General features: G+C 59.6%; 13 protein-coding genes. 6 read left to right on the top strand and 7 right to left on the bottom strand.

The genetic code is table 11. The annotated features are described in order from the left end of the window. Window positions 1-24: 24 nt before the first annotated feature. Together AC3EMD_RS12025 and AC3EMD_RS12020 are read right to left on the bottom strand one after the other, a co-directional pair. Complete coding sequence (locus AC3EMD_RS12025) at window positions 25-993, bottom strand: ABC transporter substrate-binding protein (protein WP_008804721.1); 969 nt, start codon at window positions 991-993, stop codon at window positions 25-27. Beyond that, window positions 990-1694: an ABC transporter ATP-binding protein gene (locus AC3EMD_RS12020; RefSeq protein WP_165453980.1), complete on the bottom strand. Its 705-nt coding sequence runs from the start codon at window positions 1692-1694 to the stop codon at window positions 990-992. Before AC3EMD_RS12020 ends, AC3EMD_RS12025 begins: the two co-directional genes overlap by 4 nt. Window positions 1695-1905: 211 nt before the next feature. On the opposite strand from AC3EMD_RS12020, the gene AC3EMD_RS12015 reads away from it, so the two are divergent. Further along, complete coding sequence (locus AC3EMD_RS12015) at window positions 1906-2487, top strand: flavin reductase family protein (protein ID WP_004151228.1); 582 nt, start codon at window positions 1906-1908, stop codon at window positions 2485-2487. 55 nt (window positions 2488-2542) lie between these two features. Here the strand turns inward: AC3EMD_RS12015 and AC3EMD_RS12010 are convergent, their stop codons facing one another. Beyond that, window positions 2543-3367 carry a helix-turn-helix domain-containing protein gene (locus tag AC3EMD_RS12010; RefSeq protein ID WP_008804719.1) on the bottom strand — a complete coding sequence of 275 codons (825 nt, stop codon included), beginning with the start codon at window positions 3365-3367 and terminating at the stop codon, window positions 2543-2545. A gap of 204 nt (window positions 3368-3571) precedes the next feature. Here AC3EMD_RS12010 and AC3EMD_RS12005 point away from each other — a divergent pair, with 204 nt between their 5' ends. Genes AC3EMD_RS12005 through AC3EMD_RS11995 form a run of 3 tightly spaced genes read left to right on the top strand, consistent with a single transcriptional unit; the run spans window position 3572 to window position 8193 of the window. Continuing rightward, window positions 3572-5140, top strand: coding sequence for an alpha-L-rhamnosidase-related protein (locus AC3EMD_RS12005; RefSeq protein WP_302074107.1), 1569 nt, complete (start codon window positions 3572-3574; stop codon window positions 5138-5140). Between the two features lie 23 nt (window positions 5141-5163). Beyond that, a complete protein-coding gene (locus AC3EMD_RS12000) occupies window positions 5164-6540 on the top strand; it encodes a glycoside-pentoside-hexuronide (GPH):cation symporter (protein ID WP_064160427.1) in 1377 nt (458 codons plus the stop codon). Between the two features lie 42 nt (window positions 6541-6582). Continuing rightward, the gene (locus tag AC3EMD_RS11995; RefSeq protein WP_302074106.1) at window positions 6583-8193 is read left to right on the top strand and encodes a carbohydrate porin; all 1611 of its coding nucleotides are present in this window, start codon (window positions 6583-6585) and stop codon (window positions 8191-8193) included. A 39-nt stretch (window positions 8194-8232) separates the two neighbouring features. Here the strand turns inward: AC3EMD_RS11995 and pptA are convergent, their stop codons facing one another. The 3 genes from pptA to AC3EMD_RS11980 all read right to left on the bottom strand — a co-directional run bounded on the left by pptA (window position 8233) and on the right by AC3EMD_RS11980 (window position 10236). Then, window positions 8233-8460, bottom strand: coding sequence for a tautomerase PptA (pptA, locus tag AC3EMD_RS11990; protein ID WP_002906690.1), 228 nt, complete (start codon window positions 8458-8460; stop codon window positions 8233-8235). A gap of 70 nt (window positions 8461-8530) precedes the next feature. Then, window positions 8531-9148: a glutathione S-transferase family protein gene (locus AC3EMD_RS11985; protein ID WP_100630559.1), complete on the bottom strand. Its 618-nt coding sequence runs from the start codon at window positions 9146-9148 to the stop codon at window positions 8531-8533. Window positions 9149-9231: 83 nt separating this feature from the next. Continuing rightward, on the bottom strand, window positions 9232-10236 hold the full coding sequence (locus AC3EMD_RS11980; RefSeq protein WP_043875203.1) for a LacI family DNA-binding transcriptional regulator: 1005 nt from the start codon (window positions 10234-10236) through the stop codon (window positions 9232-9234). Window positions 10237-10540: 304 nt separating this feature from the next. Here AC3EMD_RS11980 and AC3EMD_RS11975 point away from each other — a divergent pair, with 304 nt between their 5' ends. Both AC3EMD_RS11975 and AC3EMD_RS11970 read left to right on the top strand, forming a co-directional pair. Continuing rightward, window positions 10541-11737 carry an L-talarate/galactarate dehydratase gene (locus AC3EMD_RS11975; RefSeq protein ID WP_302074105.1) on the top strand — a complete coding sequence of 399 codons (1197 nt, stop codon included), beginning with the start codon at window positions 10541-10543 and terminating at the stop codon, window positions 11735-11737. A gap of 204 nt (window positions 11738-11941) precedes the next feature. Continuing rightward, window positions 11942-13252: an MFS transporter gene (locus tag AC3EMD_RS11970; protein ID WP_302074104.1), complete on the top strand. Its 1311-nt coding sequence runs from the start codon at window positions 11942-11944 to the stop codon at window positions 13250-13252. A gap of 65 nt (window positions 13253-13317) precedes the next feature. On the opposite strand, the gene AC3EMD_RS11965 is transcribed toward AC3EMD_RS11970, so the two are convergent. Continuing rightward, window positions 13318-14169: a transporter substrate-binding domain-containing protein gene (locus AC3EMD_RS11965; RefSeq protein ID WP_162494483.1), complete on the bottom strand. Its 852-nt coding sequence runs from the start codon at window positions 14167-14169 to the stop codon at window positions 13318-13320. Window positions 14170-14171 lie beyond the last annotated feature (2 nt).

Below are 14171 nucleotides of genomic sequence, written 5' to 3'. Positions count from 1 at the left end.
CCAGCGCTGGAGGAACAGGAGCAATTACTGCGCGTACAGCTGACTGAAGCGGGCGAGCACGGCGCCCCGTTCGCTGCTGCCTTCGCTGGTGGTGGGCAGCACCTTCAGCGCGTCCAGTAACGGACGTTTGGCCGCCACGTCGCGGCGGGCGGGCATCAGCCAGGCATCGGCAACCCTCGCCTGACCTTCCGGCGACAGAACATAATCGATAAAGGCTTTGGCATCGTCGGCATGCTGGCTGGTTTTGAGGATCATCATCGGGCGCGGGGCAATCACCGTTCCGCTGGCCGGGAAGATCACCTTCAGCGACTCGCCCTGCTGAATATTGCCGTAGGAGACATAATCCACCGCGCCAAACACCGCCGCTTTCGCCCCCTGCATCACCGGCGTCACCGCCTGGGCGTTGGGTCCGCTGACCACCATGCCGTTCTTTTTCAGATCGTCAAACAGTTGCCAGGCCTGGTCGCCCATGCTGTTTTGCAGCCCGATCAGCAAATCCAGCGACGCGCCGGAGAGCGCCGGGTCGGGGGTTGTCACCTTGTCTTTAAACGCCGGCTGGGTGAGATCCCGCCACTCTTTCGGTTCCGGGGTACCGCTTTTACTGTTCCAGACAATGCCCAGGGCGGAGACGCCCTGGGCGATATAGTCCGCCGATTTCAGGTTCGCCGGTACCTGGTCGGCATTGGCGCTCGCAAAAGGCAGCAACCAGCCCCGCTGGTGCAGATCTTCGGCGGTATCCCACGAGGCGGAGATCAGCACATCCGCCTGCGGGTTGGCCTGCTCGGCCTCCAGTCGGGCCATTACTTTGCCGGTGGTGGCCTGGAAAACCGTCACCTTCACCCCGGTCTGTTGTTCAAAACCGCTGGCCAGGCTTTTCGCCAGCGAGCCGGGTCCGGCGGTGTAAACGGTCAGCGCATGGGCGCTGGAGAGCATCATGGCGGAAAGAGCCATCGCGAGTACCACTCCTTTCTTAACGGTCATAACGGTGTTCATGCAACTTCCCCTGAGGTTGGCGTAACGGCGCGGACAGCGGCCACGCGGCCCGCGGATAAATAGACAATCTGGTCAGCTAACAGCTCGGCTTCACGTCGATCATGGGTGACATACACGGCGGTGATGCCGAGCTGTCGCAACAGGCGGCTCATTTCGCCGCACAGCGATTCGCGCAGTTCGCTATCCAGGTTGGAGAGCGGTTCATCAAATAGCAGCACCCGCGGCGCGGCGACGATCGCCCGCGCCAGCGCCACCCGCTGCTGCTGACCGCCAGAAAGACCAGAAGGTTTACGTTCGGCGAAACCGTTGAGGCCTACCCGCGCCAGCGCCTCGCTCACCCGGCGCTCGCGTTCGCTACGGGAGACACCTCGCATGCGCAGCGGAAAGGCGACGTTCTGCGCCACGCTCATATGCGGCCAGAGGGCGTAATCCTGAAAAACCATGCCGATATCGCGCTGCTCCGGGGGCAATCCCCATCCTGCGCGAGCGACCAGCCTGTCGCCAAAGCGGATTTCGCCGCTGACCGGCACGCTCAGCCCGGCCAGCAGACGCAGCAAAGTGCTTTTGCCGCAGCCGGACGGACCCAGTAGCGCCACGATGCGGCCGGGGTCGATATGCAACGAGAAACGGTCAAGAACGGGAGTCTCTGCGAAGGCAAAAGAGACCTCCTGCAAGGTGATAGGGGTCAGCGTGCGCATCATCGCCCTCCCTTTCGGGACAGCGAGACCTGCCCGGCGGCCGACATCCGACGGGGCACGCTCACCTGGGATAACATCAGGGGAGCCAACATATTGTGATCCTCTTTGGGACTTAGTGCTGGCGACTATAGTCAGACGAGATGACGTATTGATTACATTTTCATTGCGGCTTAACGTGTTACCTGCCAACCGACCCATTATTCAAGGAACGCCTATGAGCCGCTTTCGCCACGTTGAACTGCAGTACGCCAGCCGCCTGCTCAACCACGGCCCGACCATTTTGATCACCAGCTACGATGCCCCGTCTGACCGGCGCAACGTCATGGCCGCCGCCTGGTCAATGCCGGTGGAATTCGCCCCGCCGCGGGTGGCTATCGTGGTGGATAAAAGTACCTGGACGCGGGAGATCATCGAGCGCAACGGCACCTTCGGCATTGTGGTCCCCGGCGTCGCCGCCGCCAGCTGGACCTACGCCGTCGGCAGCGTCAGCGGCCGCGATGAGGACAAATTCAATGCCTGGGGGATCCCGGTAGTGACCGGCCCGGAGCTGGGGTTGCCGCTGATCGAGGAGAAGTGTCTGGCATGGATGGAGTGCCGACTGCTGCCGGCGACGGCGGCCCAGACCCAGTACGACACCCTGTTCGGGGAGGTGGTGTCTGCCGCCGCCGATGAACGCGCGTTCGTCACCGGACGCTGGCAGTTCGACGACGATAAGCTCAATACCCTGCATCATCTTGGCACCGGCAATTTTGTCGCCAGCGGTCGTCATGTGCGGGCAAACTCCCTCGACGAGTAAGCGTGACTTGCCGCAGGCGGCAGGTTTTTCCCCTGCCCAGCCTGCGGCCCCCCTTTTAACCCGGTGGGCGGCGGCGATCGGCGCTGGGGGTCAGGCCAAACACTTTTTTATACAGAGTGGTAAAGTGGTTGCTGTTGGCGAAGCCGCACAGATAAGCCACTTCGGTAATGGACATCTCCGTTTCACGTAATTTGACCCGCGCGGAGACCAGTCGCAGACGTTTCAGATAATTATCCGGCGTTAAGCCCGTGGCCTCTTTAATATGGCGAAACGCCGTGCGGGTGGTGAGATGAAATTGCTCCGCCAGCTGCTGCCAGTTATGTTCTTCGAAACAGTGCTCCTGCAGCCAGGTGAGTAATTTATGCAGTTTATAGCGGGTGCTGCTATATTCGGCTTCCGACTCGGCTGTAAGAATGGTGGTCACCAGCTGGAAAAAGAGAGACTCCCGTTGCGGGGTATTATCCGCCGCCCTCAGCGCCGGGGAAAATATCTTTTCCACCAGTTCCCGACAATAGCTGCGGGTCTCCGGCGCCAGCCAGCCATAGCAGGCGGCACGCTGCGCCGATAATTGCTGCAGCAATCCCTCCATCTGCTGTAAATAGCGAAAGGCCACCGCCGGATTAATTAAGACATTAATCAGCTTCAGCGTCCCCAGTTCATCATAATAGTGGACATCGCCAGGCTGGACGTAAAATACATCGCCCTGCTGGATGTACAGCGGGCGGCCATTAATAACGTGTAATCCATGCCCCTCCTCGACGATCACCAGCTCGGCAAACTCGTGGCCATGCTCCTGGCTATTATCTTCCGGGTCGCTGGCGTACATGCCGAGCTTATCCTGGGGATGGGTGAAATAATACTCAACGGTCAGTGTCATCATTACAGCAAATCCTGAACAGCCTGGTGCGCAGGGGCACGATAATCTATTCCGGCCTTCGCCACGCGCCCGATGTGCGGATTTGTGATCGCCAGCGCCCCCACCTCATTATTCCTGCCATTTTCACTGACGGTTTGGCATTGCCAGAGTGGTGGCGCCGCCAGACGACGGCCTATGCTGCGCCTAACCTAATGGAGAGGACGCAGTATGTCACAGGCAATTCAATACAATTCCAGTGTGGCGATGACCCGCCATCCGCATTTATTACAGCGTGCGGCCGCCCTGACGCCCGCGCTACATCGTCAGCGCCAGGCGCCGCAGGCCATCGTCGAGGCCGTCGCCGATCCGGCGGCGCTGAACGGCTGGCGGGGACACACCGTCTGCACGCCTGAGCAGTTTTATCAGCAGCCGCTTCGCGTCGGCGACAGCATCATCATTGATTTTGGCAGCCATTTTGTTGGCTACCTGCAGTTCAGCTGCCGCAGCGTCGGCAGCCCGCCGGATGCCCCGGCCCATCTGCACTTCACCTTCGGCGAAACGCTGAGCGAAGTCTGCGAGCCGTTCAGCGAGTACCAGGGGTGGCTGAGCAGTAGCTGGTTGCAGCAACAGGATCTGTGGCTCGACGTCCTGCCCGCCCGGGTTGACCTGCCGCGTCGCTACTGCCTGCGCTACCTGAAGGTGGAGGTCAAAGCGCTGTCGCGCAAATTTCGTCTGCAGTTCGATGAGATAGCCCTGGAAACCGTTACCTCAGCCGGCAGCCCGCAGCCGGCGGTCATCGCCGATCCGCAGTTGAAAGCCATTGATAGCGTCGCGGTTCGCACCCTGCAAAACTGCATGCAGGAGGTATTTGAGGATGGGCCGAAACGCGACCGTCGGCTGTGGCTCGGCGACCTGCGCCTGCAGGCGTTGGTCAATGACGTGACCTTCGGCCACCACGATCTGGTCCGCCGCTGCCTGTACTTGTTTGCCGGCCATACCCGGGAAGACGGCATGGTCTCCGCCAATGTCTTTGTCCAGCCTGATGTGCGCGCCGATGACACCTTTCTCTTTGATTATTCATTATTTTTTATCGACGTACTTTATAACTACCTGCGAAGCACCGGCGACACGGAAACCGTCGGTGAGCTGTGGCCCACGGCGCGGCGGCAAATCGAGCTGGCGCTGACCCGCTGCGATCCCCACGGTCTGGTGCGCGACAGCGATGACTGGTGGGCATTTATCGACTGGCAGGCAGAGCTGAATAAACAGTCGTCGGCGCAGGGGGTGCTTATCTACTGCCTGCAGCGCGCCCTCTGGCTGGCGCAGCGTGTTGAACCGCAGCGGGTAGCCGACTACACCGCTACGCTCGCGCAGCTGAAAGAGGCCGCCCTCCGCCACCTGTGGGACAGCGAGCGGCAGGTGTTTATCAGCGGCGCCGCGCGCCAGGTCTCATGGGCGTCGCAGATCTGGCTGGTACTGGCGGAGGTTGGCACCGCCGGGCAGCGGCAAGCGCTGATGCGCCGCCTGCAGCAACAGCCGCCCGCCATTGCCATGAATACCCCGTACTTGCGCCATCATCACATTGTCGCCCTGCTGCAGTGCGGCCTGCGCGAGGAGGCGGTGGCGGAGATCAAAGCCTACTGGGGAGCGATGGTTGACTACGGCGTCGACACCTTCTGGGAAATTTTCGACCCACAGCATCCTGACTTTTCCCCGTATGGCAGTAAGCTCATTAACAGTTACTGCCATGCGTGGAGCTGTACCCCGGCCTGGTTTATTCGCCAGTACGGACTTTAACAACAACGATAAGCGAGTGATTTATGGCAGAAACAACGTTTACCCTGTGGCGGCAGCGCCTTGGCTATGGCATTGCCGATCTCTCCTGCAACCTTGTGTGGCAGATGATCTCTCTGTATCTGATGTTCTTTTACACCGACGTGATGGGCCTCCCGGCCTATTACGTTGGGCTGATGTTCCTGGTTACCCGGCTGGTGGATGGCGTGGCCGACGTGTTGATGGGGCTGGTGATCGACAATACCGCCACCCGCTGGGGGCGCTGCCGTCCCTGGCTGCTGATTGGTGCCCTGCCTTTTGGTCTGCTGTGTATTCTGGCCTTCTATGTGCCGGATTTCGGCACCACCGGCAAACTGCTGTACGCCTTTATCACCTATCTGTGTCTGTCGTTCCTCTACACCCTGGTGAACATTCCGTTCTGCGCCATGCTGCCGTTTTTAACCAGTGATTCCGCAGAGCGCACCACGCTGTCGGCGGTACGTATTCTGCTGGGATCCCTCGGGGCCACCATCGTCGCCGTGGCCACCCTGCCGCTGGTCGGCATGCTGGGCAAAGGCGACCAGCAGCAGGGGTTCCTCTATACCGCGGTGATTTTTGGCGTACTGGCGGCCTTTTTCCTGCTGGTGAGCTTTCGCAACGTCGAAGAAAAGATCATCCTCAGCGGGGAGCGCATGACCCTGAAACGCGCCTGGATTAGCCTGCGCGCCAATCGTCCGTGGTGGATCTTCGCCAGCAATATATTTCTGATGTGGGGGGCATTCTTCTTTCAGACCGGAGCGCTGGTGTACTTCTTCCACTATTACGTCGGGAATACCGAGCTGACGGCGGTTATCGCCGGGATCTCCACCTTCGTTCCCCTGCTCGGCACCCTCACCGTCCCGCTGCTGGCCCGACGCATGAAAAAACGTCATGTCTATCTGGTGGCCAGCGCGGTCAATCTGCTCGGGATGGGGATGATGATGCTGTCTGGCACCTACGCGCTGGGGCTGATCGTCGGGGCGGTGATCCTCTCCCTTGGCGCCGGTCAGCGCACGGCTATCTATTTCTCGATGCAGGCCGACCCGGTGGATTACGGCGTGTGGAAAACCGGCATTAATACCGCTGGGATCCTGACCTCGATAAACGGCTTTCTCGGCAAGGTGGCGATGGCCGGCGCCGGGGCGATCACCGGGGCACTGCTCTCCTCCGGCGGCTATATCGCCAACCAGGCGCAAAGCGACAGCGCCCTGTTGGCCATCAAGGCCTGCTATCTGTATATTCCGGCGCTGTTGATCCTCGCCTCGATGCTGTGGATAGGCCGCTTCTACCGCCTCGACGATCACTATGAGCAGATCCGTGCCGACCTCGATGCCGGACGCGGCGCCTCGCCAGCCCCGGCCACCGGAGAATCCCCCGCCATGTAAGGCGCCCCGCTGATTTAACCTCTGGATAAATTAAGGACTTTTATGCGTATCTCTGTGATTAGCGCAGCGGTTTGCTGCGCCCTTTTTCCACTCACCAGCGCCGCCGGGTTGAGCGTCGAACAACGGCTGGCGCAACTTGAAGCGCGCCTCAATCTCGCCGAACAGCAGGCCAGCGAAGCCAGCCGCCGCGCGCAGCGGGCAGAACAGCAAACCGCCGCCGCCGAACAGCGCGCGGCGGCGGCGGAGCAGCAGGTGCAGGCGCTCAGCCAACAGACCTCGGCTCGCGAACAAAAACAGCAGGCCACCAATCAGCAACTGAGCGAGCAGCTGGCGAAGCGCGCCCCGGACGATGGCTTTACCTTTAACGCCTATGCCCGTTCCGGAATGTTAGTCAACAGCCACGGCAAAGGCGCCCGCGGCGGGCCAGGCATCTCCCCGGCCAGTTCGCTCAACGGCGATGCCCACGTTGGTCGTCTCGGCAACGAAAAAGATAATTACGCTGAGCTGAGCTTTGGCAAAAAGCTCACCTTTAACGATGGCTCATGGGCGCGCTTTAAGACCATGCTCGCCGACGGGGCCACCAACCCGGATCCGTGGGTTCAGGACAACGACAGCCACCATCTGAACATTCGTCAGCTGTACGTCGAGATGGGCGACTTCGCCGAGTTCACCGGACCGTTAAAACGCGCCTCGATCTGGGCCGGCAAACGCTTTGATCGGGATAACTTCGATATCCACTTTACCGATAGCGACATCATGTTCCTCGGTGGCACCGGCGGCGGGATCAATGATGTCGACTGGGGAAGCGGCCTGCGCGGCGATTATTCGGTGTATGCGCGTAACTTCGGCGACCTTGGCAGCGATAATTACGCGGATAATGACATCCAGAATCTGCTGTTCACCGTCAACCATTTTTACGGCAACTGGCAGCTGATGACCACGGTGATGACCGCCCAGGGTAACGATGACCTGAAAGATAATACCTCGACCACCGGGAGCTATGCCCTGCGCAGCGATAACACCGCCAAAAACGGCTACTACGCGATGCTGGCCCTGCACGACAAACAGCAGTTCTACGGCCTGGCGCCAGGGGTGTCGGAAAGCGCACTGCAGTACGGCGTCGGGCTGGGTGCCGAAGCGCGTCAGCCGGGGAGCGATGGCGACTTGACCGAGAACGCGGCCTCCCTGCGCTTTGCGTCGTACGGGATCCTGCCGCTGGGGAAAAACTGGCAGCTGGCGCCGTCGGTGATAGCCCAGCACAGCGAAGACCGCTATCGCGACGGCGACCGCTACGACTGGGCGACATTTAACCTGCGGGTATCGCAAGGGCTCTCCGCTCACTTCGCCCTGCTGTATGAGGCCTCGTGGCAGTATATGGATCTCAATCCGAACGGGCGCAGCTATCGCTATAATGACAACGTTTATCAGTATCAGGCGGTGCGCGGTGATTTCTACAAGCTGACCTTCGCCCCCACTTTTAAAGTGGGCGATGTGTTTGATATCAAAGCGCGGCCGGAGATACGTTTCTTTGTCACGTGGATGAACTGGGATAAAGACCTGGATCGTTATGCGATCAACGATGATTTCGGCAGCAAAGGCTTTACCGCTGGCGGGACATGGAACTTCGGCGTGCAGACGGAGATTTGGTTCTGACCGGTCGTCACTGGCGGACATCATGCCCGCCAGTGGCAACTACATGCTATAACCCGGCTTCTTAATCAACTGCGCCATCTGCGGGGCGATCTCACTGTCCCACACCGCCTGCCACGCGTCCGGCTCAACCTGAGTCAGCGCGACGCTGACGGCGCTCTCTTTGCTGTTCAGATGGCGGATCAGCACCTCAGTGATGTCGGCGGCCAGCGCGGTTTTTTGTTCGTCAGTCAGTTCACGGGGAAAACATTTAATATCTACATGCGGCATAGCAAAGACTCCTTGTGGTCAGAGCCATAACGCTACCACAGAATGGCCGTTCTGGTTGCCATCGCGTGCGTTAAATCAGCTTGTTACGGCGTAGCGCCGCGGCCAGTTCCGGTCGCTGACAGACCGCCCGGGCGATGGCGGCGAATTTTGGCGCGTGGTCGTCAAACCACGCCTGTCGCGGCCCCCAGCTGTACATCGCCGCGATATAGCAATCCAGCAACGTTACCGACGCGCCCAGCGCCCACGGCCCGGCAGCCAGCTGCTGTTCGAACCAGAGATAGAGATTTTTCCGGTACTGGCGACAATTCTCCACCAGCTGCTCCGCGGCGGCGGGCGCCCAGCGTTCCGGATAATCGGCATAGGTAAAGGTAGGATAGACGTTGGCCACCAGCCAGACCAGCAGACGCTGGAACTGTTGACGCTGCGGCGTCCCCGGCGCGGGGGCCAGATCGGGACGCTGATCGAGGATCATCAGCGCGATGGCGGCGGTTTCGGTCATGATGCTCCCGTCGGCCAGCTGCAGGGTAGGCACCTGGCACAGCGGGTTAATCTGCCGCAGACGCTCGCGCGCCGGACCGGGCTGGTCAAAGCCCTCCACGTCAACCACCTCGTAGGGAATATCGGCCAGGGAGAGCATCAGCTCGCTAATCGTCGAGCCCCATCCTGGCACGCCATAAACGGTAATCATGGTCTGCCTCCAGGGTAAAGCCTAAGTGTAGGCAGAAATTCGCCGCTCACCCACCCGGCACACCATGCCCTGAAAAGGCAGGCCTACGCCGATTCTCGTGCCACCAGCTGAAAGCCGATATCTATAATCACCCCGCTGTCTTCTCCCCCTTCGATGCGGTCAGCCAGCAGCGTAGCGGCCCGTTCACCGATGGCATGACGGTCGACGCTGACGGTAGTGATAGCCGGACGATTGCTGGCGGCGAAATCCAGATCGCCAAAACCGATCACCGCCAGATCCTGCGGTACGCGTAGCCCCCGGCTTTCGGCTTCCATAATCGCCCCCTGGGCGAGGGTGTCTGAGCTGCAGATGATCACATCAAACTCGCTGGCGGCGAGCAGCTCCGCCAGACCGCGCCGCCCCAGCGCCAGCGACGCCGGGAGCGGCACTTCAACCTGAGGCGCATCGTCCAGCCCTTTTTTAGCCAGTCGGGCACAGAGCCCCTGCTTACGCAACATCGCGCGCGCATCGCCCGCCCACAGCAGGCCTGGTCGCTGGTAGCCTTTCTCCAGTACATACTCGCCAATGGTTTCGCCCACTTTTTCATGGGAAAAACCGACCAGCATATCCAGCGGCGTCGGGGTGAGATCCCAGATTTCCACCACCGGCGTGGCGGCGTTAAGAATCGTTTTCTTTAACAGCGGCGCATGCTGGATGCCGGTTAACACCACGCCATCAGGGCGCCGCGAAAGCAAGGTAGAGACCAGCTCGGCCTCGGTCTGCCGGTCATAGCCCGCCACGCACAGCAGCATATGGTAGCCGCGCGCCGCCAGGGTATCGCTCAGCGCCTGGATGGTATCGACAAACATATTGTTATTGATTTGCGGTACCACGACCGCCACCAGCTTGCTGCGCCTGGAGGCGAGGCCGCCGGCCAGCGCATTGGGGATATAGCCCGTCGCCTGCACCGCCAGCATCACTTTCTCTACCGTTTTTGGCCTGACCAGCTGGGGCGTATTCAGCGCCCGACTGACCGTCATCGGCGACAACCCGGCGCTGCGAGCCACATCCTCCAGCGTCGGCGCCCGCGTCGGTTTTTTGCTTTTCACGGCTAAGCCCCTGTGTTAAGTCGTTTCCTGTGGGCATTATTGATGATGCCCCACGCAATTGCCAGCGCCCGCCGCGTCTCCCCTAACAGAATCAACGACCTGCAATATAAAATGTTATCGCTATCATTATGACTTGTCACTTTTCACAAACTGTTTTGGATTGTGACCTGCACAGCAAAGTTTTCGCCTTTATAACGGCCAATTGTGATCATTTGTACAAATTAAAACCACTACCGTAGCGTCAAAAGCATTTCACCATTACAAATGATAGCGCAATCATTTTATTATCAAAAAGGACACTACTATGACCTCAAGCGCCAATTCCGAGTCCGTAACCTACGCCAAAGCTTTCGGCGTCAAAACCGCCGCTGAAACCGGTGACCGCATTGACCACGTTAAACTGTCGCTGGCTTTTCTGCCGCTGGCCACCCCCGTCAGCGATGCCAAAGTGCTGACCGGTCGCCAAAAACCGCTGACCGAAGTGGCGATTATCATCGCGGAAATTCACTCCCGGGATGGATTCACCGGCGTCGGCTTTAGCTACTCGAAACGTGCGGGCGGCCAGGGCATTTACGCGCACGCCAAAGAGATAGCCGATAATCTGCTTGGCGAAGATCCGAACGACATCGACAAGATCTACACCAAACTGCTGTGGGCCGGGGCTTCCGTCGGCCGTAGCGGCATGGCGGTACAAGCTATCTCCCCTATCGATATTGCCCTGTGGGATATGAAAGCCAAACGCGCCGGTCTACCGCTGGCCAAACTGCTGGGTTCACATCGTGATTCCGTGCAGTGCTACAACACTTCCGGCGGCTTCCTGCATACCCCCCTGGATCAGGTGTTGAAAAACGTGGCTATCTCCCGTGAAAACGGCATCGGCGGGATTAAACTAAAAGTCGGTCAGCCTAATACTGCCGAGGATATCCGTCGTCTGACGGCGGTGCGCGAAGTGCTGGGTGATGACTTCCCGCTGATGGTCGATGCCAACCAGCAGTGGGATCGCGAAACCGCCATCCGCATGGGGCGCAAAATGGAGCCGTTCAATCTGATCTGGATTGAGGAGCCGCTGGATGCCTATGACGTCGAAGGCCACGCGCAGCTGGCCGCCGCGCTGGATACGCCGATTGCCACCGGCGAGATGCTGACTAGCTTCCGCGAACATGAGCAATTGATCCTCGGCAACGCCAGCGACTTCGTGCAACCGGACGCCCCGCGCGTCGGTGGGATCTCCCCGTTCCTGAAAATAATGGATCTGGCCGCGAAGCACGGTCGCAAACTGGCTCCGCACTTTGCCATGGAGGTGCACCTGCATCTCGCCGCCGCCTACCCGCTGGAGCCATGGCTGGAGCACTTCGAGTGGCTGAACCCGCTGTTTAACGAGCAGCTAGCACTGCGCGATGGCCGGATGTGGGTTTCCGAACGCCATGGTCTGGGCTTCACCCTCAGCGAGCAGGCTCGCCGCTGGACCCAGCAAAGCTGCGAGTTTGGAAAACGCCCGTAATGACTTCTCCCGGATGACGGCGTCCACGCCTTATCCGGGCTACCGGTCCGCAGACCACTGAGAACCCGTAGCCCCGGTAAGCGCAGCGTCACCGGGAATAAACCTCTGACCCGCTGTACTCGCAATACACGAAATCCGTCAGCAAGCATCAAAGCGGCCTGAAAGATGACGTGTCTTCACAACCCTGCAAAGGAGTTGAATAACATGCAACAGCAAATAAAACGCAGCAACGTGCGTTACGGTATATTGGTTTTTTTATTTCTCGCGACCGTATTTAATTATGCTGACCGGGCCACCCTGTCCGTTGTCGCGCCGATGATGAGTAAAGAGTTAGGTTTTGACCCTGAAGCAATGGGCCTGGCCTTTTCGGTGTTTGGTATTTCCTACGTCATTATGCAAATCCCCGGCGGCTGGCTGCTGGATAAATATGGTTCGCGGTTGGTCTACGGCTGCGCGCTGATTGGCTGGTCGGTCGTCACTATGTTTCAGGGCACTATTTATCTGTTTGCCAGTCCGCTGGTGGTGCTGGTGATCCTGCGTCTGATGATGGGGGCCATTGAAGCACCCGCTTTTCCGGCCAACAGTCGCCTGAGCGTCCAGTGGTTCCCCAATAAAGAGCGTGGATTTGTCACCTCGGTCTATCAGGCCGCGCAGTATATTTCGCTGGGCATTATTACGCCGCTGATGACCATCATTCTGCATAATTTAAGCTGGCACTATGTCTTTTATTATATTGGCGCTATCGGGGTGGTGCTGGGAATATTCTGGCTGGTAAAAGTGAAGGATCCTTCACATCATCCTAAAATTAACCCGCAGGAGCTCGATTATATTCGTGAAGGCGGCGGCGTACCGGAATTAGGTAGCCAAAAAACGCCGCAAAAATTAACTCTCGCGCAGATTAAAAGCGTCTGCGTCAATCGCATGATGATCGGGGTTTATATCGGCCAGTTCTGCGTCACATCGATTACCTGGTTCTTCCTCACCTGGTTTCCGACTTACCTCTACCAGGCCAAAGGCATGTCAATCCTCAAGGTCGGGTTTGTCGCCAGTATCCCGGCCATAGCTGGATTTATCGGCGGCCTGCTGGGCGGCGTATTTTCGGACTGGCTGCTGAAACGCGGTTACAGTCTGACCACCGCCCGTAAGCTCCCGGTGATCTGCGGCATGCTGCTCTCCTGCGTCATTGTCGTCGCCAACTACACCTCTTCGGAAGTGGTGGTGATCGCCGCCATGAGTCTGGCGTTCTTTGCCAAAGGTTTCGGGAACCTCGGCTGGTGCGTGCTGAGCGACACCTCGCCGAAAGAGATGCTCGGTATTGCCGGTGGCGTGTTCAATATGTGCGGCAACCTGGCGAGCATCATTACCCCGCTGGTCATCGGGGTGATCCTCGCCAACACCCACTCGTTTGATTACGCCATCCTCTACGTCGGTTCCATGGGCGTGCTGGGCCTGTTCTCCTATCTGTTTATCGTTGCGCCGCTGGATCGCTTGACGCTCACTCCGCGCACCGTTTGATTGAAGACCCTGGCGAGCATTCGCCTCCGCTGTTTCGCGTCGTACTCCGGCGAAACAGCGGTTTTTTAGTAGGTTATCCCCGGCGGGTTGACCACCGACTGCGCCACCGCCTCACCCTGCTCTCCCCAGCGCGCCAGCACCTGCTGATATTCACCGCGGGCAATCGCCCCGTCGAGGGCTGCCTGCAGGGCAAAGACCAGGCCGTTGCCTTTTTTAGTGGTCGTCGCCACCCACGCTTTTTTCGGCCCCAGGCCCACCACCCGGGTCTGGCCGTTAAGGGCGGCCTTATAGGCTGCCACCGACTGCGGGCCGAAAAAGATATCCGCTCGCCCGGACTGGATATAGAGGTTGCCGGAGGCATCATCGGTCAGGTAGACCGGCTGGGCCTGCGGCCGTCCGGCGGCACGGTTGTCCTCATTCCAGCCCAGCAGGATCCGCTCCTGATTGGTGCCGGACCCGACGATCACTTTGCGCCCGGCGAGGTCGGCGGGTCCGTTTACCGCGGCGATGTCGCTGGTGGATTTCACCGAGAAGGCCAGGGAGTCCACCCGGTAAGTCGCAAAATCGAACTTCTCTTTGCGCTTCTCGGTTACCGCGATATTGATCAGCGCCACATCGTAGCGGCCGGAGGCGATGCCCAGCGGCCAGTCCTCCCACGCGGTGGGCACCAGCCTGAGCTTCAGGCCAAGGCTTCCGGCCAGCAGGCGGGCCATATCCGGGTCGCTGCCGATCCGCGTGCGGTTGTCGCTGGCCAGCAGCGCCAGCGGCGGCGAATTGAGCGCAGAGATCGCCACCGTTAGCGTCCCCGGCTCGACGAAGCGATAGCCCGGCGGAATTTTCGCTATCGCCTGCGGGTCGCGGGTGACCGGCAATGGCTGCTCATTGGCACGCAGATCCAGCGCCGCGTGAGCGCTCATGG

The organism is Klebsiella sp. PK18 (assembly GCF_057784655.1).
The sequence above is the reverse complement of the archived record's forward strand: the minus strand, read 5'-3'. Positions and strand labels throughout refer to the sequence as shown.

Coding starts and splice junctions, on each gene's coding strand:
- AC3EMD_RS12025 (WP_008804721.1), bottom strand. CDS start 993: ATGAACACCGTTATGACCGTTAAGAAAGGAGTGGTACTCGCGATGGCT.
- AC3EMD_RS12020 (WP_165453980.1), bottom strand. CDS start 1,694: ATGATGCGCACGCTGACCCCTATCACCTTGCAGGAGGTCTCTTTTGCC.
- AC3EMD_RS12015 (WP_004151228.1), top strand. CDS start 1,906: ATGAGCCGCTTTCGCCACGTTGAACTGCAGTACGCCAGCCGCCTGCTC.
- AC3EMD_RS12010 (WP_008804719.1), bottom strand. CDS start 3,367: ATGATGACACTGACCGTTGAGTATTATTTCACCCATCCCCAGGATAAG.
- AC3EMD_RS12005 (WP_302074107.1), top strand. CDS start 3,572: ATGTCACAGGCAATTCAATACAATTCCAGTGTGGCGATGACCCGCCAT.
- AC3EMD_RS12000 (WP_064160427.1), top strand. CDS start 5,164: ATGGCAGAAACAACGTTTACCCTGTGGCGGCAGCGCCTTGGCTATGGC.
- AC3EMD_RS11995 (WP_302074106.1), top strand. CDS start 6,583: ATGCGTATCTCTGTGATTAGCGCAGCGGTTTGCTGCGCCCTTTTTCCA.
- pptA (WP_002906690.1), bottom strand. CDS start 8,460: ATGCCGCATGTAGATATTAAATGTTTTCCCCGTGAACTGACTGACGAA.
- AC3EMD_RS11985 (WP_100630559.1), bottom strand. CDS start 9,148: ATGATTACCGTTTATGGCGTGCCAGGATGGGGCTCGACGATTAGCGAG.
- AC3EMD_RS11975 (WP_302074105.1), top strand. CDS start 10,541: ATGACCTCAAGCGCCAATTCCGAGTCCGTAACCTACGCCAAAGCTTTC.
- AC3EMD_RS11970 (WP_302074104.1), top strand. CDS start 11,942: ATGCAACAGCAAATAAAACGCAGCAACGTGCGTTACGGTATATTGGTT.
- AC3EMD_RS11965 (WP_162494483.1), bottom strand. CDS start 14,169: ATGAGCGCTCACGCGGCGCTGGATCTGCGTGCCAATGAGCAGCCATTG.